General features: G+C 31.7%; 25 protein-coding genes. 20 read left to right on the forward strand and 5 right to left on the reverse strand.

The window, feature by feature from the left end:
- The first annotated feature begins 39 nt into the window (after positions 1-39).
- Genes K6T82_RS18850 through K6T82_RS18865 form a run of 4 tightly spaced genes read left to right on the forward strand, consistent with a single transcriptional unit; the run spans position 40 to position 2214 of the window.
- On the forward strand, positions 40-681 hold the full coding sequence (locus K6T82_RS18850) for a hypothetical protein (RefSeq protein ID WP_223709256.1): 642 nt from the start codon (positions 40-42) through the stop codon (positions 679-681).
- Positions 682-692: 11 nt separating this feature from the next.
- Entirely contained in the window at positions 693-1379 is a 687-nt protein-coding gene (locus K6T82_RS18855) for an SCO family protein (protein ID WP_223709266.1), read from the forward strand.
- A gap of 3 nt (positions 1380-1382) precedes the next feature.
- Positions 1383-1967 (forward strand): DUF420 domain-containing protein, encoded by a 585-nt coding sequence (locus K6T82_RS18860; protein WP_223709268.1) that lies wholly within the window; start codon positions 1383-1385, stop codon positions 1965-1967.
- Positions 1957-2214, forward strand: coding sequence for a hypothetical protein (locus tag K6T82_RS18865; protein WP_223709271.1), 258 nt, complete (start codon positions 1957-1959; stop codon positions 2212-2214). Before K6T82_RS18860 ends, K6T82_RS18865 begins: the two co-directional genes overlap by 11 nt.
- A 2-nt stretch (positions 2215-2216) precedes the next feature.
- Here K6T82_RS18865 and K6T82_RS18870 read toward each other — a convergent pair whose 3' ends face one another.
- On the reverse strand, positions 2217-4007 hold the full coding sequence (locus K6T82_RS18870) for an O-antigen ligase family protein (protein WP_223709273.1): 1791 nt from the start codon (positions 4005-4007) through the stop codon (positions 2217-2219).
- Positions 4008-4064: 57 nt separating this feature from the next.
- Here K6T82_RS18870 and K6T82_RS18875 point away from each other — a divergent pair, with 57 nt between their 5' ends.
- The 9 genes from K6T82_RS18875 to K6T82_RS18915 all read left to right on the forward strand — a co-directional run bounded on the left by K6T82_RS18875 (position 4065) and on the right by K6T82_RS18915 (position 11761).
- Positions 4065-5594, forward strand: coding sequence for a transglutaminase-like domain-containing protein (locus K6T82_RS18875; RefSeq protein WP_223709276.1), 1530 nt, complete (start codon positions 4065-4067; stop codon positions 5592-5594).
- Positions 5595-5611: 17 nt separating this feature from the next.
- Positions 5612-6247: a hypothetical protein gene (locus K6T82_RS18880; protein WP_223709278.1), complete on the forward strand. Its 636-nt coding sequence runs from the start codon at positions 5612-5614 to the stop codon at positions 6245-6247.
- 64 nt (positions 6248-6311) lie between these two features.
- The gene (locus K6T82_RS18885; RefSeq protein WP_223709295.1) at positions 6312-7772 is read left to right on the forward strand and encodes a T9SS type A sorting domain-containing protein; all 1461 of its coding nucleotides are present in this window, start codon (positions 6312-6314) and stop codon (positions 7770-7772) included.
- Between the two features lie 3 nt (positions 7773-7775).
- A complete protein-coding gene (locus tag K6T82_RS18890) occupies positions 7776-9200 on the forward strand; it encodes a hypothetical protein (protein ID WP_223709297.1) in 1425 nt (474 codons plus the stop codon).
- Positions 9201-9214: 14 nt separating this feature from the next.
- Positions 9215-9613 (forward strand): hypothetical protein, encoded by a 399-nt coding sequence (locus tag K6T82_RS18895; RefSeq protein WP_223709299.1) that lies wholly within the window; start codon positions 9215-9217, stop codon positions 9611-9613.
- A 91-nt stretch (positions 9614-9704) separates the two neighbouring features.
- Entirely contained in the window at positions 9705-10121 is a 417-nt protein-coding gene (locus K6T82_RS18900; protein ID WP_223709301.1) for a hypothetical protein, read from the forward strand.
- Positions 10122-10251: 130 nt separating this feature from the next.
- Complete coding sequence (locus K6T82_RS18905; protein WP_223709303.1) at positions 10252-10602, forward strand: hypothetical protein; 351 nt, start codon at positions 10252-10254, stop codon at positions 10600-10602.
- Positions 10603-10608: 6 nt separating this feature from the next.
- Positions 10609-11139, forward strand: coding sequence for a hypothetical protein (locus K6T82_RS18910; RefSeq protein ID WP_223709311.1), 531 nt, complete (start codon positions 10609-10611; stop codon positions 11137-11139).
- A 100-nt stretch (positions 11140-11239) separates the two neighbouring features.
- The gene (locus tag K6T82_RS18915) at positions 11240-11761 is read left to right on the forward strand and encodes a hypothetical protein (RefSeq protein ID WP_223709313.1); all 522 of its coding nucleotides are present in this window, start codon (positions 11240-11242) and stop codon (positions 11759-11761) included.
- A gap of 106 nt (positions 11762-11867) precedes the next feature.
- Here K6T82_RS18915 and K6T82_RS18920 read toward each other — a convergent pair whose 3' ends face one another.
- Entirely contained in the window at positions 11868-13274 is a 1407-nt protein-coding gene (locus K6T82_RS18920) for a DUF4403 family protein (protein WP_223709316.1), read from the reverse strand.
- A gap of 176 nt (positions 13275-13450) precedes the next feature.
- Between K6T82_RS18920 and K6T82_RS18925 the strand changes: the two genes are divergently transcribed.
- The 7 genes from K6T82_RS18925 to tsaB all read left to right on the forward strand — a co-directional run bounded on the left by K6T82_RS18925 (position 13451) and on the right by tsaB (position 21292).
- Positions 13451-14152, forward strand: coding sequence for an ABC transporter ATP-binding protein (locus K6T82_RS18925; protein ID WP_223709318.1), 702 nt, complete (start codon positions 13451-13453; stop codon positions 14150-14152).
- On the forward strand, positions 14145-15389 hold the full coding sequence (locus K6T82_RS18930; protein WP_223709320.1) for an ABC transporter permease: 1245 nt from the start codon (positions 14145-14147) through the stop codon (positions 15387-15389). Before K6T82_RS18925 ends, K6T82_RS18930 begins: the two co-directional genes overlap by 8 nt.
- 2 nt (positions 15390-15391) lie before the next feature.
- On the forward strand, positions 15392-16657 hold the full coding sequence (locus K6T82_RS18935; RefSeq protein WP_223709328.1) for an ABC transporter permease: 1266 nt from the start codon (positions 15392-15394) through the stop codon (positions 16655-16657).
- 37 nt (positions 16658-16694) lie between these two features.
- A complete protein-coding gene (locus tag K6T82_RS18940) occupies positions 16695-17816 on the forward strand; it encodes an efflux RND transporter periplasmic adaptor subunit (protein WP_223709331.1) in 1122 nt (373 codons plus the stop codon).
- 86 nt (positions 17817-17902) lie between these two features.
- The gene (locus K6T82_RS18945) at positions 17903-19285 is read left to right on the forward strand and encodes a TolC family protein (RefSeq protein WP_223709341.1); all 1383 of its coding nucleotides are present in this window, start codon (positions 17903-17905) and stop codon (positions 19283-19285) included.
- A gap of 6 nt (positions 19286-19291) precedes the next feature.
- Positions 19292-20584, forward strand: a complete 1293-nt coding sequence (locus K6T82_RS18950; protein WP_223709349.1) for an efflux RND transporter periplasmic adaptor subunit — start codon at positions 19292-19294, stop codon at positions 20582-20584.
- A 33-nt stretch (positions 20585-20617) separates the two neighbouring features.
- On the forward strand, positions 20618-21292 hold the full coding sequence (gene tsaB, locus K6T82_RS18955; protein WP_223709352.1) for a tRNA (adenosine(37)-N6)-threonylcarbamoyltransferase complex dimerization subunit type 1 TsaB: 675 nt from the start codon (positions 20618-20620) through the stop codon (positions 21290-21292).
- Between the two features lies 1 nt (position 21293).
- Here the strand turns inward: tsaB and K6T82_RS18960 are convergent, their stop codons facing one another.
- From K6T82_RS18960 to K6T82_RS18970, 3 genes are all read right to left on the reverse strand, one after another.
- A complete protein-coding gene (locus K6T82_RS18960) occupies positions 21294-22100 on the reverse strand; it encodes a mechanosensitive ion channel family protein (RefSeq protein WP_223709362.1) in 807 nt (268 codons plus the stop codon).
- 95 nt (positions 22101-22195) lie between these two features.
- Positions 22196-22579 carry a YtxH domain-containing protein gene (locus tag K6T82_RS18965; RefSeq protein WP_223709365.1) on the reverse strand — a complete coding sequence of 128 codons (384 nt, stop codon included), beginning with the start codon at positions 22577-22579 and terminating at the stop codon, positions 22196-22198.
- Positions 22580-22722: 143 nt separating this feature from the next.
- Entirely contained in the window at positions 22723-23622 is a 900-nt protein-coding gene (locus K6T82_RS18970; RefSeq protein WP_223709367.1) for a NifU family protein, read from the reverse strand.
- Positions 23623-23666 lie beyond the last annotated feature (44 nt).

A 23666-nucleotide genomic window follows, 5' to 3' on the forward strand; every position in this document is an offset into this window, starting at 1 on the left:
TTTTTTTATTTTTGTACCTCAATTATTTCCGTTTATATAATGAAAAAAAATATAGTTCTATTTGTACTTTTTGTTCTGCCAATTGTAGCTTATTTGTTTTTTGCTTCTGGTGTAAATAGTTTTACAACACTTCCTGTAATAACACCAAAAGTTGCTGATTTTGGAAATTGGAAATCATTAAACGGAAAGAAAATTTCTCTCGATAAAAAGATTACGGTTCTTGGTTTTTCAGGTTCGAATATTTTAGAAAACAGAGGAAATTATTTTAATTTAAATGAAAAAATCTACAAACGTTATAATGGTTTTGAAGATCTTCAGTTTGTAGTTTTGTGTCCGCTTGGAACAGAAAAAGAAGCTCAAAAAATAGTTGATGCTTTATCTCCTTTTACTGATGTAAAAAACTGGAATTTTGTATTTGCCTCCAATGAAGAAATTCAGAAGTTTTATGATCAACTTCATTTGAAAGAAAAATTAAATCAGAATCTTGGAACTTCAAACGTTTATATCATTGATAAAGAACGTAACCTGCGAGGAAGAAAAGATAAAAAAGAATATAAAGAAGGTTATGATACTTTTCATCCTTCAGAGTTAAGCAATGAAATGCTGGATGATTTTAAGATAATACTGTACGAGTACCGTGCAGCTTTAAAGAAAAATCATAATGCTACAAAACAACTTTAAAATCATTTATAATGTTCAAAAATAAATCATATATCGGAATCTCCTTTATCATTTTGATTTTTGGGATTTACGCCGTTCCTAAAATTGTTGATCGTGTTAAAAATGGTGATGTAGTTAAAGGCAATCGTTTGGATAACGTAGGTGCAAAAACTTCAAAAGAAACAAAGCTTTTAACTATTGGTCCGGCTCCAAAATTTGAATTGACAAACCAGGATAATACCAAAATTTCTAATGAAACATACAAAGGAAAGGTATATGTTTTAGAATTTTTCTTTACAACCTGTCCTTCAATTTGTCCAAAAATGAACATGAGCATGCTGGAAATCGAAAAGACATTTTTTGGAAATCCTAATTTCGGAATCGTTTCTATAACAATTGATCCAAAACATGATACTCCACAGGTTTTAAAAGACCATGCCAAATTATTGGGAGTGAAATCTTCAAACTGGAATTTTTTGACGGGAGACAGAGATGTAATTATGGATTTGTCTAACAAGGGATTTAATCTTTATGCAGGTGTAAATGACAAAGTAAGTGGCGGATTCGAGCATTCGGGTTTGTTCGCTCTGATTGATAAAGATGGAAATATTCGTTGTAGAAAAGATGAATTCGGGAATCCGAATATTTACTACGATGGTTTGGATAAAAAAGGAGTACGCGATATTCAAGAGGATATCAAAATTTTATTAGCAGAATAAGTGATGGAAGATAATTCTTTAGAAAAAAAATATAATAAATTAATTGTTGCAGTTTCAATTATAATTCCAGTTGTTGTTGCAATTTTATTCGGTGTAAAACTTAAAGATTTTGGTTTTAATGTGGAGCCATTATCATTTTTGCCGCCAATTTATGCTACCACAAACGGAATTACGGCTGTAGTTTTGGTTTGGGCAGTTTTGGCTATAAAAAACGGAAAACAAAAACTGCACGAAAGACTGATGACTTTTGCAATTGCTTTATCGGTTGCTTTTTTGGTAATGTACGTTGCTTATCACATGACGGCAGATTCTACCAAATTTGGAGATTCAAATCATGACGGTACTTTAGATGCTATAGAAAGCACTAAAGTGGGATCTTTGCGATTGGTGTATTTTGTTATTTTGATAACGCATATCTTGCTTTCAATAGCAATTATTCCGCTTGTTTTGATTACTTACGTGAGAGCGTTAGCACAACGATTTGACAGACATAGAAAAATAGCAAAAATTACTTTTCCAATTTGGTTGTATGTTGCTGTGACCGGTGTAGTAGTATTTTTAATGATTTCGCCATATTATGCACACTAAAAATCAAACCTTAAATTCTAAATTCCAACGCATTATTTTTGGAATTTGTATTTTTTTAATTGGAATTTCAGCCAATGCCCAATGTGCTATGTGTCGTGCGGCTTTGGGAGGAGATTCTAATACGAAAAAAGCTGAAGCCGTAAATGATGGTATAGTTTATTTAATGGTAATTCCATATTTACTGGTAATAATAATCGGTTATCTGATTTACAAAATGTATAAATCTAAAAAGAAAAAAGCAGTGTAATTTTACACTGCTTTTTTTTGCTCATTTTCAAAGTAATTTTTAGCTTTTTCTTTCAACGATTCAATTTTTTTTGAAGGAATCTTTATAGGTAAATCATATATTTCTTTAGCAGTATTTCTTGCTTTTTCTTTTTGATTTGTTTTTAGGTACAAATTAAACAAATCCATTCTAGCTTCAAATCTAAATGGTTCTACATTCTTATTGTAAATATAAATTTTCTCAGCTTCATTATATCTGCCCATTCTCTCAAAAAAATGGGCTAAGTTTTTTCCTAGAGTTGGTTTTCCAGATTGTTTAAAACCATTTACCAAATAGTTAATTCCTTTTTCAGGATTATTATTTTTTAGTAGAATTATACCCGCCATAAAATTAGCTTCTCCTTTAGCATCTATTTTTGACGCATAACCTGCAATAACTTTCGAATTAGAAAATTTAGTAATTCCATTGTAAAGCTGAAACAATTTATATTCTGCATTTATTCGTAAAAAGATGATCACGACGAATAAGGATGCAATAGTAACAGAAATAATTCTAAAAAAAGAATTGTTTTGTAAGATATAATATGGTCTTATTTCGCTTAAATTAATTAAACAGACAGAAAAAAAGCAGCCAATAATAATAAATAAAGGTATAGGCAAAACAGTGTTGGTCAATGCGAAAATGATTAAGCAAAGAATTATAGAACAAATGAATCTTTTCTCATAAGAGTTTCTAAATAAACAAAAGACTTTAATAATGAAAAAGATAAAAAACAGTATCCAAATTATTCCTAAATTAAAAGTTAATTCTAAGAAATCATTACTAGCATTATAAATGTAGCTTGCATTTTTTGTTTCATTCCATGATCTTTCTTTTTCAAAGTATTTTGATTTTGCCAAATTATATTCTAGAGAAAACGAATCAAAACCATTGCCAAAGAGTTTTTTATTTTCAATTTGTTTTAATGCTGTCTTTAAAATAAAAATCCTCCCAAGTGCAGATTCTTCCTTATTGGTATTGGCGCGATTAAGAATTAAAAATGAGATTAGAATAAAAATGCTGGACAATAATACCATTTTCCAATTTGCATTAGCTTTATTTTTGTTTGTTGAAGTAATGACATAAAACAGAAAGACAGTTCCTAATGCTAAATATGCACCTCTGCATTGAGACAGGTATAAGGCAAATAATAAAATCATCTGACAGCTGTATAAGAAAATTTTCGAATATATGTTTGGGGATTTTTTTAATAAAGAAAATATGCTAATAAAGCCAAGTACAAGAAACAAACCCAAATGATTTGGCGAGTAAAATAAGCCAGTACTTTTAAAATATTCATTTTCTGATGCAATTAAATTATTGCTTTGTAAAATAGCCATGATTCCATTTACAATGGCTACCAAAGCGAGAAAATAATAAACACTGTCTAGGGTTTTGTAAATTGTCCCTTTGTCGATTAAGATTTGCCTAAATATGAGATATAGAATTAAGTATCCTGCAAAATACCATGCATTTATATTAAAAACAGTTGCATTTGATATATAATTAAAATTATATAATCCTAAGCTAAATAAAATGAAGAGATTTACATCAAATTTATTGATGACATACTCTTTGTTGCTTTTTTTTGAAACAAAATATATAGTCCCAATTATAATTGCAAATAGCCAATAAATGTATTTTCCGTTCAGAAAAGGAAGTGTAGTAATGGTGCTTTTTTTTAATGCAAAAAGTAAAACTAGTATAACAAAAATTATAGATTCTTGAAGTTTTATTGAATTAAGGTAATTTTTTCGCATTTTTATATTTAACATTTTATAATTGTTTTTCTTACAAATTTATTATAAAATTGTGATATAAATCTTATAAAAATGTTTAAATATTTTTCTATATGCCTTTGTTTGCTATGCTTTGCTGTTTTTTCTCAATCGATTTCGAATGTTGATTTAAAGAAAAGACAACTAGAAACGGCTTTGTTTAGTTATTACCAACATGATACTGTAAAGAAAGAAGCAGCTAAATTTTTAATATCAAATATTGAAATTCATTATAGCGAAAATTACAAGTGGGTAGATGAAAAAAGACGTACAATTGAATTTAATGAATTGGATTACCCAAATTTTGAAATTGCGTTAAGGGAATTTCAAAAACTTCAAGATAGTATTAAAATAACTCCCCAGGTTTATATTGTTAAAGACATAGATGTTGTAACTCCAGAACTGCTTATTAAAAGTATCGATCAGGCTTTTAATGCGTGGAAAAATTATTCTTGGTCAAAATCATACGATTTTAAAACGTTTTGCGAATATATACTGCCGTACAGAAGTCTAACCGAACCGCTTGAAGATTGGCGTGCTGAATATGCTGCATTAATTGAAAAGGCACCTCTTAGAGCAAATAAAAATGAACCGGCAGATGTGGCAACGAAAACAATTCTAGAACTTAAAAATTTTAGGTTTTTGGATACCCGCCCAGATCCTATTTCGTATCTAAGTCCGAAGCAATTGCTTTTTAGACGAGAAGGAGCTTGCAATGATCTTGCAAATTTAACCTTACTGGCTTGCAGAGCTATTGGTCTAGCTACAACTTTTGACTTTACCCCAGAATATGGAGCATCATCAAAAAGACATTTTTGGGATACCATAATCGACGAAAATGGTAAACACATACCCTTTAATGGAAACTGTTTTGGCAATCCTCAAGGTTTACCATATGCCTATAATGCAACAGAGAAACGTTTGGCAAAAGTATTTAGAAAAACATTCTCTATACAATCTGAATCGCTTGCAGCTAAAAAGGATTCAGTATTAATACCAAATGGATTTTTAAGAGAAAAAAACATTCTAGATGTAACTGGAGAATATGTTCCTGTTGGAGAAATTAGTTATACCACATCTAAAATAAACACTGAAACTATTGCCTATTTAAATGTCTTTAATATGTCCAGATGGAGAGTTGTTGAGTGGGGGCAGAAAATAGACAATCAAATTCTTTATCAAAACATCGGGTTAAACATCGTTTATCTGCCAAGTTTTTATGATCCAATACTTAAGAAAATGAATTTTGCGCCGTTTCCTGTGCTTCTTGGCAATGATAAAAAGCAGCAAATATTAGCCCCTAATTATAATAAAACCTTCTCATTTAATCTTTCAAGAGATAAAACAAAAAAAGGACCTGGACTTGATTTTAATTCATTTGAGGTTTTTGAAAACGAAAAATATAGCCTGTATGTATGGGATAAAGGTTGGAAAAAGATTGAAGAAGCAATAGCAGAAAGAGATCATGTTCATTTTCAGAAAATACCAGACAACGGATTGTTTCTGGTTCTGTGCCCCAAAAGCAATGGCTATGAACGCATATTTGTCATCAATAATCAGACAAAGCAAATCGAATGGTATTAATCACAAAACAAATAATTATGACTAAAAAGATATTTCAATTTCTAATGATTGGATTTTGCATTTGCGGATTGTATGCGCAAAAAAGTACAGGCTTAGACGAAACAAAAGAAAAGTTCTATAAAAATGCAAAAAAAGCAAATTTAACCGATACCAAAACAAAAGAATTGCTGCAGATAATTGAAGAACGCAATCTAGTACTTAAAGATTTAGATACCAAAAAGAAACAAGCAGATGCCCCATACAGTATTCAGGATCCCGGTACACTGTACAATTTCAAAATAAACAATGCCAGAAATTATTATGCGCGCAAAATCAATGGTTTTCTTACTTATAAAGAATACTGTGAATTTATGGCAGATGATTATAAAAATGAAGCGCGACAAGATGCAAAACCAGAGTACGAGAATTTATTTAATAGTAATAGACATTTAACAGAAGATCAAAAGCAAAAACTCTATGAGTTTGTATATAACTATCATTTAAACCAGCTTTTGACAGCAGCCTATTACGGTTTTGACAAAACAATACAAAAGCCAAAGCTTGGTGTCTTAAGATTCAATTTTGAAAAAGAATTTAAGAGACTTTGTAAAGAGTATAATGTGAAAAGCAGTGATTCAAATGCTGGAAACACCAATGGTTTCGAATGGAACTAAGGATAATAGAATAAAAATCCAAAAACATACTAGCTATATTTTTAACTAATAATCTAATACAACTATGAAAAAAATGTTATCCTTTATTTCGCTATTTGCCGTTTTTTGCGTTACGGCTCAAGTTAATTGTGAAGACAAAATACAAAACGCTAAGAAAATTTTAGACAGCAACAAATTATACAACAATTACGAAACTCTATTTCAAGAAATTTTACCATGTGCAGCATCTGGAGATCCTCTTGCTCAAAACTACATAGGTTTAATGTATGTACACGGTTTTGGTGTTCAAAAAGACGAAGCCAAAGGATTTGCTTATATCGAAAAAGCTGCAAAAAGCGGTAATGCTGTTGGCGAATACAATCTAGGCAAACTTTATAGTGAGGGTCGTGGCTGTAAGCTAAACATGTATATAGCTGTAGAATGGTACAAAAAAGCAATAGAGCAAAAAAATTCGCGAGCAGCTTATTCTTTAGGTTATATGTATTTGAAAGGTTTGGGAGTGCCTCAAGATTACAGTAAGGCAATCGAATGGTTTCAAAAAAGCGATTATGCTATGGCGAAACATTGGTTGGGAGTTTGTTATTATTTAGGCTACGGAGTACCTCAAAATACAGAAAAAGCATTAGAATATTTATACGGGAATACTACACCCAATAGTGTAGCTTTTTTGGAAAACCTAAAAACGGATAAACGCGAAAAGCTTTTAAGCCAAACTCAGAATGCCATAAACGAAGCCAATAAGGCTGATAAAAAAATTAACCCAGAGTTGATTTCTGACAGCAGAGAAATGATGTTTTCTGAGGAAGCTGAAAACCAAAAAATAAAACCTAAAACCATTTTAGGCGAATGGACAGGCCGTTTTATCGAATACGATTGGTCTGGTATGACACCTATTCGAGTTTTGCCAATAGATCTTACTGTTGGTAAAAACAGCAATGGCAATTTGCAATGCACTATAAATTTTGAAGGACAAACTTTTAAGAGCAAAGCCATATTACAAGAAAATACGCTTATTGTAGAGGATTTCAAATTTAAGCTAGAACAATTGTATCCTCACGATTTTAAAAACGATAAATTAGAATATGAAGTTTTTGGCATGAATATTAGCCAGAAAAATTACAACAATATCCCGTATTTGTTATTTGATGTAGATAGTTTTATTGACTATTGGCGAGAACCAGGTACCCCTATAACCTTAATCTTGAGACCAAAAAACAGCCAGATTTCTGCTCAAGACGAAGCGCTCATGCTGGCACTAGCCGCACAAAAAGCCGATTTTATAAAAGTATATCCTGTGCCGTTTAACGAACAGCTTTACGTTGCATTCGATTTAAATAAACCTGCAAAAGTGCAAGTAAGCCTTACGAGTGTTACTACAGGACAGACACAACTTGTTGCAGCAACAAATCTAGAAAATGGCTTGCAGTCATACACAGTAGATACAAACAACTTGCCCAGAGGATTTTATATCGTACAAGTACATGAAGACGAAACAGTACATACAAAAACCATTATAAAACAATAAGCCATGAGAGAAATTTTTAAGCAAAACAATATTTTCCTGTTATTATTTATAATGCTAATTTTTAGCTGTAAAGTAAATGCACAGGGTAATGAAAATGAAAAACCGCCAGAAGGTTTTGAAGACGGAGACCAATTAAATGAAGTTCCTGTAGGCGGTTATGTGCCCCCAGACAACTCATGGGATCATGCTTCATTGTATTGGAATACCGAACCTAACTATGACACGAATACCAATATGGGAGATGGCTATATTCCGCCACCACCTATTATTAAAAAAACAGGAGACGAAAAAGAGCTAAAAAGAGAAAATTATGAATTAACTGACCAGAATGGTGATAAACTAACGAAATCGGAAATAGTATTAACCAAAAAAGTAAAACCTGGCGAAACCCATACTCAAAGTGTAAAGGTATTAAGAGATATTAGCAACAGTGCAGAGAAAAAAGTAGTAGACCTTATTGTAAATGGAGTGAAGGTAGGTACGGTAACTTTTTCTGCGCCACTTAGAGATGCCAAAGGGGTAGATATATATAGTAAAATGACCGTTCAGGTTTTTAATAATAGCCCTATGGCGATAACAAAAATTACTTTTGGTGATCCTGGCACATCAAATTATGAGGGTTCGCCACATAGTACAGATGGTAACCGTAAGGAGGCTACAACTGATTTGAGTGTGTACCAAACTTTAGGGATTATAGATTTTACTACGCCAATAAACGATAATGAAAATATTATATTTACAGGAAGCATTACCGCAGCTAATGATTCTTCAAATAAAAAAGATCCTTGTCTAGTGGCAAAAGAACTGACGACTTTGAGTGCAAATCCAGTCTTTAACAAAGCGGTGCAGGACATTAGAAATACGCCAGACTTTTACAAAAAAGAATATAGCATTTCTTTGGGTAAAAATAGTAATGGGAATATTTATGGAACAACAATAGAACCTGGTGAAGAGAGTAAAGTGGAAGTAAATTATACTATACAAGGTTTTTTTGCGTCTATGCATAACCATCCTAGCTATAGCATACATTCGGGTATAGATTTATTTAATATTACCTTTTTTAATAAGCTTTACCCAAATTTTACTGCTGGATTTCTTCTTCCAAACAAAGAACAGGTTTATGCTGCTGTAGTAACAGATCTTGAAGCAGCGCAGGACTTTGTAGCAACATATCTGACCGATCCAAAAACAAAATTAGGGAAGCATTATCCTAAACACATGGTTCAAGAAATAAGTAGTGTCTTTGAAGGCATGGATTCTTATGCAATAGAAGCAGAGGCAAGAGCAAAAGCCTATGTTTTGGGAAAATATAATTCTGGGATCTCATTTTTTAGACAGGGGGGAGATGGTAAATTCTATCCACTTAAAATTAAGGAAACCAAACAAATTAATGGTTTAATAAAATATGAGCTAATCCCTTGTATTTAACAATAAATAAAAACATGAAAAACATATTCAAAATTTTAATAATAGTATTATTATCTCTTTGTCAAAAAGGGTATTCTCAGCAATTAGTTCAAAATATTAATGATATGTATCGAATTAAAGATAATGAAGTAATATTTATCAATAAACCCTTAAAAGATTTGCTTAGGGAAATTAAACCTGAAATAAAAGTTGTGTTTGCATATAATAATCCTTCTTTTTTTGAATTTAGGTTCATAACTAGAGAGCAACGAATAAATAATGAGGGAAACAAATTATCGCTTTTTGTAGATGTAAAAGATTTTATAGACTGGAAATGGGAAAATAGGCCAAAAGGGAAAGAAACTTTTTGGAGTAATGAAGATGTAGAAAAATATGGTAGTTTAATAGTTAGTCAAATTGAAATTGTTTATTAATAAAAAGATTGAAGACATTTATCCAGAGTCAAAAGTAAATTGACTCTGGAATTTCAAAAAGATTTAATTATGATAAAAATAGTCTCAAAACATGAAAAAGATATTCAACATTTTAATCGTATTAATGCTTTTTTTTTATGAAAAAGGATATTCTCAGCAGTTAGTCCAAAATATTAATGAGATTCATAGACTTAAAGATTATGAAGGTTTATTTGTAAACAAACCGTTAAAAGATTTACTGAAAGAAATAAAACCTCAAATTAAAACAGTTATTGGGTTTAATGACTACCCTGGTTTTTTTAATTTTAGATTTACGACTTTAGAGCAACAAAGATTGAGACAAGGTTCTGTCCAAGATAGAGTATCACTATATGTTACAATTAAAGAACAATTTAATTGGAATTGGGAAGAACGACCAAAAGGAAAAGAAGTGATTTGGACAAATGAAGATGTTGTAAAGTATGGAAATCTAACCGTTGTGAAGATTGAAGTTGTTACAAAAAAATGAATCAAGAATTCCTGAATTTCATCGTAATGAAATTCAGGAATTAAATAAAAAAAATTAACTCATGAAAAATATTTTGAAATTCATATTACTGTTCTGTTTTCTAGTTCAGACCAATATTTATTCCCAGCAAATGGTAGAAAATATAAATGAATTGTATAAACTAAAAAATAACGAACAATTATTTATTAATAGGCCTTTAAAGAATCTTCTACAAGAAATTAAACCCCAAATAAAAACGGCACATGTATTTAATGAAGACTATTTTTTCTTCATCTTTAAATTTTCAACAATTGAACAACAAAAAACGGATCAAGGTTCAATTTTAGATCGCGTCGCTTTATTTGTGTATGTAAAAGATTTTATTCCATGGGGCTGGGAGGAAAGACCAAAAGGGGACGAACTAAATTGGACAGCAAATGACAGTGAAAAATTTGGAAATTTTATTGTTACAAATGTGAGTATTGTTTATCCAAAGAATTAAAAAAATATGGATAGAATTTTTAATAAAATAGTTGTAGTGTTATTAGCGCTTACAATAAGTTGCAAGAAAGAACAAAAGATTGATACTGTTAAAAATGATTTAATTTCTGAAGGAAGGAGTATAATCAGGGAGTATAGTAATATACTGATTGATTCAGTGGAGCAGTTTGATGTAAGACCAGCAAATGAAAAAAATGATGCACCAAAAATAACAATTGGTTTAATTGATTCTATACCTAAGCGAACAGATAAATCAAAACTGGGTAGACAAGATGGACATACTTTTGCAGTATTTAAGTTAGAAAAGGAAGATTTAATTAATTTTAAATCTCCATACAAGCTTAATTTGGTGAAGGAAAATAATAATGATGGTAATGTAGTGTTTGTAACTATTTTGGAGGTAAGTATAAATGAGGACCGTGCTTATATTGTCGTTAAAAAAGTACGAGGAATTGGCATGGTTGAAGATGATTATTATTTTAAAAAAGAAAATGGAAAGTGGATTTTTTTAATAAAAAGGTTGTCAAAGATGGGATAAGTAAAAAAAACTCGAGATAATAACGAAATTGATTTTGTTAGAAGCGACATTTTGTCATTTGATATATAAGACTTAAAAAAGTATAAGTTACGTAAACAATATGGATGGAATTTTTAATAAAATAGTTTTATTATTACTTGTCTTACTAACAATTGGTTGCAAGAAAAAGGATAAAAAAGATGAAGTAAAAAACAATTTAATTGCAGAAGGAAAAATTTTGATTAAGCAGAATAGTAATGTTTTAATTGATTCACTTGAAAGATATGATATGAATATCTTGTATCCAGAAGGCAAATTAAAACCTCTACAAGTGGCACTTCTTGATTCGGTAGGTATTAATGAAAGGTTTTCTCGGGAAACGCTTAAGTGTATTACATTTAAATTGGAGGAAAGTGATTTTTCGAATTTTAAATCTCCATATAAATTGAATCTTGTAAAGAAAGAAGTTAGTGAGGTTCATGTTGTATTTGTATCATTTTTAAATTTAGAAATTCAAAATGATCTCGCAAACATAGTTGTGATAAAAATCAATGGAATTAGTTCTACAATAGATCGATATTACTTTAAAAAACAAAATAATAAATGGATTTTTCTAAATAAGCACCAAATGAGTATGGGATGATTTTTGTTTTTAATTCATTAGTTAGATAATAACACAACTCTGATTTATATTTAGTAAGCCTCTAAAATCTTTATGATTTTAGAGGCTTACTTATTTTGTATGCTGATTATTTCAACCCATTTACAGAAACATTAACCGTTCCGTTTATTTTGATGAAAGCGATAATAGCCTGATTGGTCAATTGTATTTTATCAAATTGAATGTCTTCCATTTTCCCGTTTACGAAAACGCCTGGCATCGGAGAATAATTCTTTAAATATCCAGCCATATTTTTTTTGCCTTCTTCAAGATTAGGTTGGATCGAATATCTGCAACTTTCTTCCATTTTTCTTAAAACATAGCCTTGTGCCAACCAGTTTGCGGTTCGCATTAGTTTACTTTTAGTGTCTAAAACATAATCCAATTTATCAAAATAGATTTCTTTGCTCTGCGGATTGTATTTTGGAAAACCATTTAAATATAGTGTTCCGTTTATTGAGCCTAAAACATCTAAGGCAATAACCATCTTGCCGTCTTTATGCCAAATCGAAACATTTTTCACCGTTACTTTTTTGCTTCCTGAACCAAATTCCTGACCTGCAAAATTCTTGGTCATAATTTTAGAAGCATCCACATAACTTGAAATTGCTGCAATATTAGCCGAAATTTGATTAGGGATTTTTGTTACTGGTTTTAGAACAATTTTATTAGCATTAAATTTTGATTCCGGTTGTTTGCCGACAATAGTTTCCATGTTGCATTTCATGCCCATATCAAGCAAAAAGGAATCGTTTTTTAGTTTAGCATTGGTAGAATAAATTTCTATAGGAACAATTCGTAACCAACTTTCGTAAGTATCACTCATTTGAAAAGGAGTACAGATTTTCTCGACTGCCTGAAGGACGTTTGGCTTGAAATCCATTGATTTTTCTATGGATTCGTCTATTTTCTTTTCGAGTTTGCTTTTGAAAATAGAAATAGCTGGATTAATCAAATACGTAATTGGCATATTTTTTCCAAATACGGTCATTGTTGGACTCTCACTCCAATCTAAAGATTTAAATTCTGTTTTGGTTGTCAGTTTCCAGTTTGTTAGAGCTGTTTCGCTAGATAATGTTATGGTTCCATTAAGATTGAACTCTCTGACATCATATAGTTCTACTCCTAATTTTTTTGTTCCAATGCGATATTTGATATTCGCTTTTAGAGGTAAAATAGTTTTAATTTTTTTATCCGGATTTGAAGGGTCGTTCTGAATTTTGATCGGAGCTTGTTTCCAGATTTTCATCTCAATATCATCATCTTCGATATTGTTGTCTTCATAAATTAATCCATTAAGAAGGGTGTTGGTTTGGTTTTCAATGTCGCTCAATTTTATTGTAATGGGCAAATTAATAAACGAAGGATTGATATCATAAATCAGCGGACTTGCATCGTCTGGCTCTGGTTTTAATGTTTCTAATTTTTGAGTTGGGGAACAGCTTGTTAATAGGGCAAGCATTGTAAATATTGAAAAAATGGAAGTAAGCTTCATTAATATGAATTTTTAATACAGAGTAAAATTACAAAAACAATCATATTTTCTTAAAAAAGTGTAACAATAAGTAAAGTTTGAAGTCTTATACAAGAAAAGTAACGAAAGTATTAACTTTTTATTATCATAATTTACTTAATAAAAATGTTATTATTGTCTCAAAATTTAACAATACCATGATTGAAATTAAAGATTTACACAAATCCTATAAAATGGGAAGTTCGCAATTGCATGTATTAAAAGGTATTAATTTTAATATTGAAGAAGGAGAATTGGTAGCGATCATGGGGTCATCTGGTTCAGGTAAATCAACACTTCTTAACATTTTAGGAATTTTGGATGAGGCCGATTCCGGAAGTTATATTTTGGACAAAACACCAATTAAAAAATTAAACGAAACAATTGCGTCAAAATATCGTAACAAATTTTTAGGTTTTGTTTTTCAGTCTTTTAACTTAATTAATTACAAAAATGCATTAGATAACGTTGCAATGCCATTGTATTATCAAGGTATTAAAAGAAAGGAACGTTACGAAATAGCAATGAAATATTTGGAAAAAGTAGGTCTGGGTACTCACGCACACCACTTACCAAACGAACTTTCAGGAGGTCAGAAACAACGTGTTGCAATTGCTAGAGCGTTGGCTTCGAATCCGAAGGTTTTACTTGCCGATGAGCCTACAGGAGCATTAGATACAAAGACTTCTTATGAAGTTATGGAGCTTATCCAGGGTATTAACGACGAAGGCAAAACAATTTTGATTGTTACACACGAACCTGATATTGCAGCAATGTGCAAAAGAAACGTAGTCTTAAAAGATGGACTAATTATCGATGATAAAAAAGTAGAACAAGTTAGAGCTTCGTCTTATGTTTAATATCGAACGTTGGCAGGAAATATTTGAGGCCATTTCAAAAAACCGTTTAAGAACTTTTTTAACGGGAATTTCTGTGGCTTCGGGAATTTTTATTTTGGTAATTCTTCTCGGTGCAGGTAAAGGTCTTCAAAATGGAATTGAAAAACAATTTGAGCGTGATGCCGCAGGAATTATTGAGGTTTGGTCCGGAACTACAACTAAAGAATATAAAGGTTTGAATCCAGGCCGTCAAATTCAATTTAGAAATAGCGATTATAATCAATCTGTTCAAAAATTTGAAGACAAATTAGATTTAAGAGCTTCAACACAAAATTATTGGGGACAACCTTTTGCCTACGGTAAAGAATCGGGTAGTTATCAATATAGAGGTGTTAATCCGGATTATGGAGGAATTGAAAACTTAACTATCGTTCAAGGTCGATATGTTAATGCTAAAGATATTGAAAGTAATGCCAAAGTCGCTGTTATTGGTATGAAATTGAAAAATGATTTGATTAAAGATAAAAATGCTATCGGAGAGGAAATCTTGATCAACAATATTAGTTTTAAAGTCATTGGAGTTTTTACAGATCCAGGTGGAGAAAGAGAAGAAACTCGTGCTTATTTACCATTAACTACAGTTCAGAAAACGTTTGGCGCAGGTGATAAAATCAGTAATTTATTTTTTACATTAAAAAAGACGAATGATTATGATGAAGCACTAGCACAGTCTGAAAAATTTACACAAGATTTAAAAGACTTGCTGAAAAGTAAAAATATGGTTGCTCCTGAAGATGACAGTGGTATCGGAGCTTATAATTCTGTTAAAGATGCCAAGCAGTTTTATGATCTCAATTTATATATTAGACTCTTTTTTTGGTGGGTTGGTATTTGTACCATTATTGCTGGAGTTGTTGGGGTGAGTAATATTATGCTTATTATAGTGAAAGAACGTACAAAAGAAATAGGGATTAGAAAAGCACTTGGAGCATCGCCATTTTCAATTATTTCTATGATTCTTCACGAATCAATATTTATTACCACAATTGCTGGTTTTGTTGGTTTGCTTGGAAGTTTGCTTTTGTTAGAATTTGTGGGGCCAATGGTTCAGAGTGAGTTTTTTAGAAATCCGGAAGTAGATTTTAGTGTCGCATTAACAACTTTGGTTTTGCTTGTTTTTGCAGGAGCAATGGCTGGTTTTTTTCCAGCGTACAGAGCAGCCAAAATCAAACCTATTGTAGCACTTAGAGACGAATAATTATGTTTAAGAAAGATAATTGGGATGAAATTTTACAGGCTTTAACAGCAAATGTATTCAGAACTATTCTGACTGCTTTTGGAGTTTTTTGGGGTATATTTATTTTGGTAATATTACTTGCAGCAGGAAAAGGACTGGAAAATGGTGTTAAAAAAGGATTTGACGGAATAGCTACAAATACTATGTTTATGTGGAGTCAGACTACTTCAAAAGCATACAAAGGTTTGCCAAAAACGCGTCGCTATGATTTTAGAAATAGTGATGTTGCGGCATTAAAACAAGCTATACCAGATTTATTATATGTTTCGCCAAGAAATCAACTTGGAGATTTTAACGGAACGAACAATGTTGTAAGAGGAACTAAAACTTCTGCTTTTACAATTTACGGAGATTATCCGGAATTGATTAAACAACAGCCGATGGATATCATTAAAGGGCGATTTGTTAATCAGCAAGATATTAATGAAAAAAGAAAAGTAGCTGTTATTGGAAAAGGGGTTATCAGTGAACTTTATGGTAAAGAAGAAGAAGCGTTTGGAACTTACGTGAAAATAAATGGAGTTAACTTCATGGTTGTCGGGGTCTACAGATCTAAACAACAAGGAGGAAATGCCGAACAAGAACAGAAAAATATCTTTATTCCATTTACAACTTTTCAGCAAGCTTTTAATTATGGAGATAAAGTAGGCTGGATGGCACTTACAGCAAATGATGAAGCGTCAATAACAGAACTAAAACCAAAGATTTTAGAGCTTATAAAAGCTTTGCATTCTGTTAATCCTACTGATGATAGAGCAGTTGGGAATTTTGATTTGTATGAGCAATTTAATAAAGTGCAAAGTCTTTTTAATATTCTACAGGCAATTGCTTATTTCGTAGGTACATTAGTTTTAATTTCAGGGGTAATAGGAATTTCGAATATCATGCTTATTGTAGTAAAAGAACGAACGAAAGAAATAGGAATTAGAAGAGCACTTGGTGCGACGCCTGCAAATATCAGAGGGCAAATATTATCCGAATCGATATTTTTGACAATTATTTCAGGTATGTTCGGTATTGCTGTCGCAACAGGAATTATAGCTGTTTTGAATATGGTGTTAGATTCTATGCCTGCAGACGGAAATACCATGTTTGCAAATCCTACTGTAGATTTAGGAGTTGTATTTGTTGCTTTACTAATCTTAATTGGAGCTGGTTTATTGGCCGGATTTATACCTGCCCAAACCGCAATAAACGTAAAACCTATTGATGCATTAAGAACCGAATAAATTATCAATCAAAATAAATCGATTAAACCCAAAACAAATGAAAAAAGGAGTAACCGTAACCATTTTAATATTTATTGCAATTGTCTTTTTTGGCGCACTTTACTATTTGTATGCTAAAAATCAAGAATCGCCGATTGTATTTAAAACGGAAAAAGCAGAAATTAAGACTATCGTAAAAAATACTATTGCGACGGGAAATATTCAACCTGATGAAGAGGTTTTAATCAAACCAAATATTTCAGGAATTATTGAAGAGGTATACATCAAAGCCGGCGAAAAAATCAAAGCTGGAGATATGATTGCTAAAATTAGAGTTGTTGCGAATGTTTCAAATGTTAGCAGTTCTCAAAATCAGGTTACGACAGCTAAAATTGCTTTAGATAATCAGGAAAAGCTTTATAAGAGGCAAAAAACATTGTTTGAGAAAGAGGTAATTTCTGCAAATGACTTTGATGCAGCTCAAGTAGCATACAATCAGGCTAAACAGACTTATTTGGCAGCAAAACAAGGTTTAGATATCGTTAAAACAGGAACAACTTCTTCTTTAGGTAGTTATGCTAATACCTTAATTCGTTCTACTGTAAACGGAATGGTTTTAGACGTTCCGGTAAAAGTTGGAAATCAGGTAATTGAAAGTAATAATTTTAATGAAGGAACAACAATTGCGAGCGTTGCAGATGTTGGAAGAATGATTTTTATTGGAAAAATCGATGAATCTGAAGTAGGAAAAATCAAAGAGAAAATGCCAATTGAAATTACGATTGGAGCAATTGAAAACAAAAAATTTGAAGCTGTTTTAAATTATATTGCACCAAAAGGAGTTACAGAAAACGGTGCTATTCAATTTGAAATAAAAGCTCAAATGATTAATAGAGATGATACTTTTATCAGAGCTGGTTTGAGTGCAAATGCTTCAATTATTTTAGAAAAAGCAGATAAGGTTTTAGCTATTAAAGAATCATTGGTTCAATTTGACAAAAAAACACAAAAGCCTTATGTAGAAATTGAAACTGCTCCACAGAAATTTGAAAGAAGAGATTTAGTTTTGGGAGTGAGCGACGGAATCTACGTTCAAGTTAAAAGCGGTGTAAAAGATACAGATAAAATTAAAATCTGGAATCAAGGCTTGATTAATGAAGGAGACAAAGAAAAAAAATAGTCTAATTTGAAGGTTTAAGGATCTTTTTGGTTTTAAAAAATGTTAAATTTGCGTAGTTCGGTTTGCTGCGCTTTCATTAAAAGTATATGAAAATAAATAAATATAATAGTCTGATTTTTGCAATGTTATTTGGTTTAGGGTTATCTGGCCAAGCACAGTCAAAACAATGGACTTTGGAAGAATGTGTGAGATACGCACTTGAAAATAATATTACTATAAAATTATCGGAATTAGATGTAAAAAATGCTGATATCGATAAAAAAGGGGCATTGGGTAATTATCTACCATCGGTAAACGGAAATGCTTCTCACTCATGGAATATTGGTTTGAACCAAGATGTTACAACAGGTATTTTACGTAATCAGACGACACAATATTCTTCAGTCGGATTAAATGCAGGTGTTGATATCTACAAAGGTCTGCAAAATCAAAATGCTTACAGAAAAGCTAAATTGTCTATTATTGCATCTCAATACCAATTGTTGAAAATGCAAGAAGATATTTCTTTGAATGTTGCGAGCGCATTTTTACAGATTCTATCAAATAAGGAAGATTTAAAAGTTAAGAAAGAACAATTGTCGATCGATGAAAAAAGATTTGCTCGTTCTGAAGAAATGGTAAAAGCAGGAACAATTCCACGTGGAGATTTGTACGATTTAAAAGCAACTGTTGCTACAGATAAACAAAACATTGCGGTTTCTGAGAATAACTTGTTGATTTCTAAATTAAGTTTAGCACAACTTTTACAATTAAAAGAGTTTGCAGATTTTGATGTAGTAGATGATACTAATGCAAAAGATGAACATAATATTCTGGCTCAGACTCCAATAGAAATTTATGATAAAGCAAAAGAGACTAGAACAGAATTAAAATTAGCTCAAACAAATCTTGAAATTGCAGAAAAAAATGTAGCAATTGCCAAAGGAGCTTATCAGCCAACTTTACGTGGATTTTATGGTTTTAATACCAGAGCAAGTTATAGTGATCAAGTTAGATTGGATGCTGCCGGCAACCCATATACGGTAGGGCCAGATCCTATATTTCAACAGTTTAGTGATAATAAAGGACATAATTTTGGTTTGCAGTTGAATGTTCCGATTTTCAATGGTTTTTCAGTTAAAAATAATGTAGAGCGTAACAAAGTAAGTTTAGAAAAATCTAAAATAGATTTAGAACAAAAAAGTTTAGATTTGCAACGTAACGTTTACACTGCTTTTACAGATGCAAGAGGAGCTTTAAATACTTACGAATCGGCTACTGTTACTTTAGAAGCAAGACAGCAAGCATATAATTATGCAAAAGAAAAATACGATGTAGGTTTGATGAATTCATTTGATTTTACACAAGCGCAAACATTGTTGACTAACGCACAATCTGATGTAATCAGAACAAAGTACGATTACATGTTTAAAATTAAAATACTTGAATTTTATTTCGGAATTCCAATTGTTCCAATTATTACAAAATAATCTATTATGTCAAAAAAAACAATTTATTTCTTAGTCGGTGGTGCAATTGTGATTATTGCAGCTTTAATTGGTCTTTCAAAGGCGGGCGTAATAGGAAATAAGGACGAAGGAAAAGAAGTAGAAACTGCAAAAGTGATAGCTTCAACAATTGTTGAAACTGTTTCGGCAACAGGTAAAATTCAGCCGGAAATTGAAGTTAAGATTGCTTCAATGGTTTCGGGAGAAATTATTTCCTTAAATGTAAAAGAAGGACAAGTTGTAAAAAAAGGGGAGTTGTTGGTCAAAATAAATCCTGATTTATATACTTCAGGTCTAGATCGTTCGGTTGCAAATTTAGCAGGAACTAAAGCTAGTCTAACACAGTCAGACGCAAGTTTTAAAGAAGCTAAGGCAAATTATGAGCGCAATAAGGTCCTGTATGACAAAGGGGTAATTTCTAAATCGGATTGGGATAAAGCTATTTCGACTTATGAAGTTGCAAAAGCAACAAAGCAGAGCGCTTATTATAATGTTCAAAGTGCATCAGCATCGGTAACAGAAGCTAGGGACAACCTTGGGCGTACAACAATTTATTCTCCTGCAGATGGAACAATTTCTGTTTTGAATGTAGAATTAGGAGAAAGAGTTCTTGGTACACAACAAATGGCAGGTACAGAACTTTTGCGTGTTGCAAACCTTAATAATATGGAGGTCGAAGTTGATGTAAATGAAAATGATATTGTAAAAATTAAAATAGGCGACGAAGCAAATGTTGAAGTTGATGCCTATTTGAAAAAGAAGTTTAAAGGTATTGTTACCAGTATTTCTAATTCTGCAAGTACAACATTAACATCAGATCAGGTAACTAATTTTAAAGTTAAGGTTCGTATTTTAAAAGAATCTTACCAAGATTTGCTGGAAGGAAAGCCAAGTACATATTCTCCGTTTAGACCAGGAATGACCGCAACTGTTGATATCATTACAACAACAAAAACAAATGTTCTGGCAGTGCCAATCAGTTCTGTAGTTGTAAAATCAGATACTACGGCGGTAAAAGATTTTACTGTTGAAGATCCTAATCAGGATAAAAAAGCAACTCCGAAAATTGATAAAAAATTTGAGTGTGTTTTTGTAAAAGTTGGTGATAAAGCTAAAATTCGAGTTATAAAAACTGGAATTCAAGACGATACCAATATTGAAGTAATGTCAGGCTTAAAGGCGGGAGATGTTGTTATAACAGGGCCTTACACAACGGTTTCTAAAGAACTAAATTCTGGAGATAAAGTAAAGCTTAAAAAAGCAGAAGCTCCTAAAAAATAAAAAAGAATTCAATAATATTTAAAATTTAATACATTGTCTTTTATTCTCAACATCGAAACGGCTACTAAAAACTGTTCTGTATCTGTCGCAAAAGATGGAAAAACCATTGCTTGTAATGAGCTTGCTGATGAAGGATATTCGCATGCCGAAAAACTTCATGTTTTCATTGAAGAAGTAATCGCAAAAGCTGCAATTTCAGTTCAAAATTTAGCTGCAATTGCAGTTAGCCAAGGCCCAGGATCTTACACCGGATTGAGAATTGGCGTTTCGGCAGCAAAAGGCCTGTGTTATGCTTTAAATATTCCGTTAATTGCTGTTGATACGCTTCAAACTTTGGCTTCTCAGGCTGAAGTTGCAGATGGAAAAATCATCCCAATGCTAGATGCTCGTCGTATGGAAGTATATAGCGCTATTTTTAATCCAGATTTGACAATTGACAGGGCTATCAAAGCGGAGATTATTGACGAAAATTCATTTCAGGAATACACGGATAAACTTTACTTTGTTGGCGATTGTGCAGACAAATGTAAAGCGGTTTTAACTAAAGAAAATTTCGTTTTTTTAGAAGATATAAAATATCCTTCTGCAGACGCTATGAGTAAAATCAGTTATGATAAGTATCAAAAAAGCGACACTGTAGATGTCGCTTATTTTGAACCTTATTATTTAAAGGATTTTATGATTACTGCTCCTTCAAAAAAAGAGTAAATTACTTTTGTATCGTATACGGCTGTACGGCAATTCCGGCTTGGTCTAGTGCAGCTTTACAATCTTCTAAGGTTTCAGTAAAAACAGCTCCGTAATTGGCATTTTTTGCCCAAGGACGAACTGCAAAATCTATTGAACTTGCGGATAGGTTTTTTACAAAAACTTCTGGTGCTGGTGTTTGTAAAACTTTTGAGTTTTTATTTAAAACATCTAACAAAACATCTTTTGCTTTTTTAATATCAGAATCGTAAGAAATTGAAAAAGTCAAATCGGCTCTTCTTTCTCCCTGCATCGAATAATTGATGATCGTTCCGTTTGATAAAGTACCATTTGGAACAAAAACAGTCTGATTATTTCCAGTTACCATTTTGGTAACAAAAATCTGAATCTCTTCTACGGTTGCAATAATTCCTTGTGCTTCAATTGTATCGCCTACTTTGAAAGGTTTGAAAACAATAATAAGCATACCGCCGGCAAAATTAGAAAGCGAACCTTGAAGTGATAAACCAACTGCAAGTCCCATTGCTCCTAAGATAGCAACAAATGAAGTGGTTGGAATTCCTAATTTTGAAATAAAGGTCACAAACAATAAAATTCGGAGCGCCCAAAGTAAAATATCAGCAAGAAATTTAGTTAAAGTAGGGTCTAAATTTCTTTTCACCATTATTTTTCTAATAAGTCTATTTATTAAGCGTATGGCATATAAACCAATAAATAGAATTAGAAGTGCTGAAATTAAGGTTAGCGAATAATCAGCTAATATTGCAATAAATGATGATGTATAAGTTGCTATTTGTTCTGGGCTCATATTTTGTATTTTAAAATAAAAAAAACCTTCTCAAAAAGAGAAGGTATAATTAGTGGTGCAAATATAAAAATATTTGCCTTATCAGGAAAGAACGTTTATTCTTTGTCTGTTTCCTCAACTGCCGCTTCACTCGTGTCAAAAACGGTCTCAGAAACAAGTCTTTTGGTGTCGTCTGTAGTTTCAGAAGTTGCCTCTTTTATACTTTCTATAACATCAGTAATAGTTTCCGAAGCTTTGTCTGCATATTCAATTACAGTTTCTTTGGCTTGGTTGGCATAATCTACTGCTTTTTCAATAATAGGCTCAGAAACTTCTTTTACTTTATCAATTGTTTCTTCTGCAAGCGTCTCCGCTTTTTCGATATAAGGTGCAGCGGCTTCTTTTACATGTTCGAAAGTGTTTTCGGCGTCATTAGCCAATTCTGTTGCAGACTCTTTTGTTGAGCCAAATAAATTTTTAAAAAATGAAGATAATCCCATGGTTTTTAGTTAATTGGTTGAGGTTGCAATATTAATTAATTTTACAGAATTACGTATTTTTTTTGAGTAAAGAATTGATAATTAGTGGTTAATAAAAAAAGCGTCTCAGTGAGACGCTTTCCTTTAATATATTTTGAAGTAAATTAAGCATTTACAGCTTCAACTTTTATTGCTTCATCGTTTAGCATGCTTTTCAGCATATTTTCGATACCACTTTTTAAAGTAAATGTTGATGAAGGACAACCGCTGCATGCGCCTTGCAATAATACTTTTACTGTTTTGTCGTCTTCATTATAAGATTCGAAAGCGATATTTCCACCATCTGCAGCTACAGCTGGTTTTACATATTCTTCTAAAATATTGATGATTTGCTGAGAAGTAACATCTAATTTGTCAAATGCTTCATCTTTTGTGGTTTCATCTTTTTTGGCTGTTTGAATTAAACTTTCGTCTAAAACAGTACCTCCGTTTTCAATATATTGTTTAATGAATGTTCTTAATTCTAAAGTGATTTCAGACCAATCATTGATTTCATATTTGGTAACAGAAATATAGTTTTCGTCAATAAAAATTTCTTTTACATACGGAAATTTAAACAATTCCTGAGCCAATGGAGAAGAAGCAGTCTGATCGATGTTTTTATATTCTACTGCATTACGAGTCAACATTCTGCTTACCACAAATTTCAATGCTGAAGGATTTGGAGTTGTTTCTCCATAAACTGTAATAGGCTGTTTTTTTGCTTTGTTTTCATCCACTTTAATGATAACGCCACCTTTTTCAACAAACGCACTAATTTGTTCGGCAACAGCATCTTTAACATCGTCCCAGTCTACAATACTGTATCTTTCAATTGCAATAAAATTTCCTGAAATGTAAACAGTTTTAACAAACGGTAAATAAAATAACTGCTGTGCTAACGGAGAAGCTTGTGCTTCGTCAATATTTTTGAATTCAAAATTTTGATTCTGTGTAATAAAGTCTTCAAATTCAAACTTTAAAATAGTTGGATTTTGAGTTTCTTTTATAGTGATTTTTGTCATGATTGTATATTTTTTGCAAATTTACTAAAGTTATTTTCTACTAA

This window comes from Flavobacterium potami (assembly GCF_020026915.1).
Lineage (GTDB): Bacteria > Bacteroidota > Bacteroidia > Flavobacteriales > Flavobacteriaceae > Flavobacterium > Flavobacterium potami.

What these genes read in the sequence shown, in the direction of transcription:
- K6T82_RS18880 (WP_223709278.1), top strand. Translation starts at nt 5,612, where the DNA reads ATGACTAAAAAGATATTTCAATTTCTAATGATTGGATTTTGCATTTGC.
- K6T82_RS18960 (WP_223709362.1), bottom strand. Translation starts at nt 22,100, where the DNA reads ATGAGCCCAGAACAAATAGCAACTTATACATCATCATTTATTGCAATA.
- K6T82_RS18930 (WP_223709320.1), top strand. Translation starts at nt 14,145, where the DNA reads ATGTTTAATATCGAACGTTGGCAGGAAATATTTGAGGCCATTTCAAAA.
- K6T82_RS18860 (WP_223709268.1), top strand. Translation starts at nt 1,383, where the DNA reads ATGGAAGATAATTCTTTAGAAAAAAAATATAATAAATTAATTGTTGCA.
- K6T82_RS18895 (WP_223709299.1), top strand. Translation starts at nt 9,215, where the DNA reads ATGAAAAACATATTCAAAATTTTAATAATAGTATTATTATCTCTTTGT.
- K6T82_RS18910 (WP_223709311.1), top strand. Translation starts at nt 10,609, where the DNA reads ATGGATAGAATTTTTAATAAAATAGTTGTAGTGTTATTAGCGCTTACA.
- K6T82_RS18940 (WP_223709331.1), top strand. Translation starts at nt 16,695, where the DNA reads ATGAAAAAAGGAGTAACCGTAACCATTTTAATATTTATTGCAATTGTC.
- K6T82_RS18870 (WP_223709273.1), bottom strand. Translation starts at nt 4,007, where the DNA reads ATGTTAAATATAAAAATGCGAAAAAATTACCTTAATTCAATAAAACTT.
- K6T82_RS18970 (WP_223709367.1), bottom strand. Translation starts at nt 23,622, where the DNA reads ATGACAAAAATCACTATAAAAGAAACTCAAAATCCAACTATTTTAAAG.
- K6T82_RS18865 (WP_223709271.1), top strand. Translation starts at nt 1,957, where the DNA reads ATGCACACTAAAAATCAAACCTTAAATTCTAAATTCCAACGCATTATT.
- K6T82_RS18920 (WP_223709316.1), bottom strand. Translation starts at nt 13,274, where the DNA reads ATGAAGCTTACTTCCATTTTTTCAATATTTACAATGCTTGCCCTATTA.
- K6T82_RS18890 (WP_223709297.1), top strand. Translation starts at nt 7,776, where the DNA reads ATGAGAGAAATTTTTAAGCAAAACAATATTTTCCTGTTATTATTTATA.
- K6T82_RS18915 (WP_223709313.1), top strand. Translation starts at nt 11,240, where the DNA reads ATGGATGGAATTTTTAATAAAATAGTTTTATTATTACTTGTCTTACTA.
- K6T82_RS18925 (WP_223709318.1), top strand. Translation starts at nt 13,451, where the DNA reads ATGATTGAAATTAAAGATTTACACAAATCCTATAAAATGGGAAGTTCG.
- K6T82_RS18900 (WP_223709301.1), top strand. Translation starts at nt 9,705, where the DNA reads ATGAAAAAGATATTCAACATTTTAATCGTATTAATGCTTTTTTTTTAT.
- K6T82_RS18945 (WP_223709341.1), top strand. Translation starts at nt 17,903, where the DNA reads ATGAAAATAAATAAATATAATAGTCTGATTTTTGCAATGTTATTTGGT.
- K6T82_RS18875 (WP_223709276.1), top strand. Translation starts at nt 4,065, where the DNA reads ATGTTTAAATATTTTTCTATATGCCTTTGTTTGCTATGCTTTGCTGTT.
- K6T82_RS18935 (WP_223709328.1), top strand. Translation starts at nt 15,392, where the DNA reads ATGTTTAAGAAAGATAATTGGGATGAAATTTTACAGGCTTTAACAGCA.
- K6T82_RS18905 (WP_223709303.1), top strand. Translation starts at nt 10,252, where the DNA reads ATGGTAGAAAATATAAATGAATTGTATAAACTAAAAAATAACGAACAA.
- K6T82_RS18855 (WP_223709266.1), top strand. Translation starts at nt 693, where the DNA reads ATGTTCAAAAATAAATCATATATCGGAATCTCCTTTATCATTTTGATT.
- K6T82_RS18850 (WP_223709256.1), top strand. Translation starts at nt 40, where the DNA reads ATGAAAAAAAATATAGTTCTATTTGTACTTTTTGTTCTGCCAATTGTA.
- K6T82_RS18885 (WP_223709295.1), top strand. Translation starts at nt 6,312, where the DNA reads ATGAAAAAAATGTTATCCTTTATTTCGCTATTTGCCGTTTTTTGCGTT.
- K6T82_RS18950 (WP_223709349.1), top strand. Translation starts at nt 19,292, where the DNA reads ATGTCAAAAAAAACAATTTATTTCTTAGTCGGTGGTGCAATTGTGATT.
- K6T82_RS18965 (WP_223709365.1), bottom strand. Translation starts at nt 22,579, where the DNA reads ATGGGATTATCTTCATTTTTTAAAAATTTATTTGGCTCAACAAAAGAG.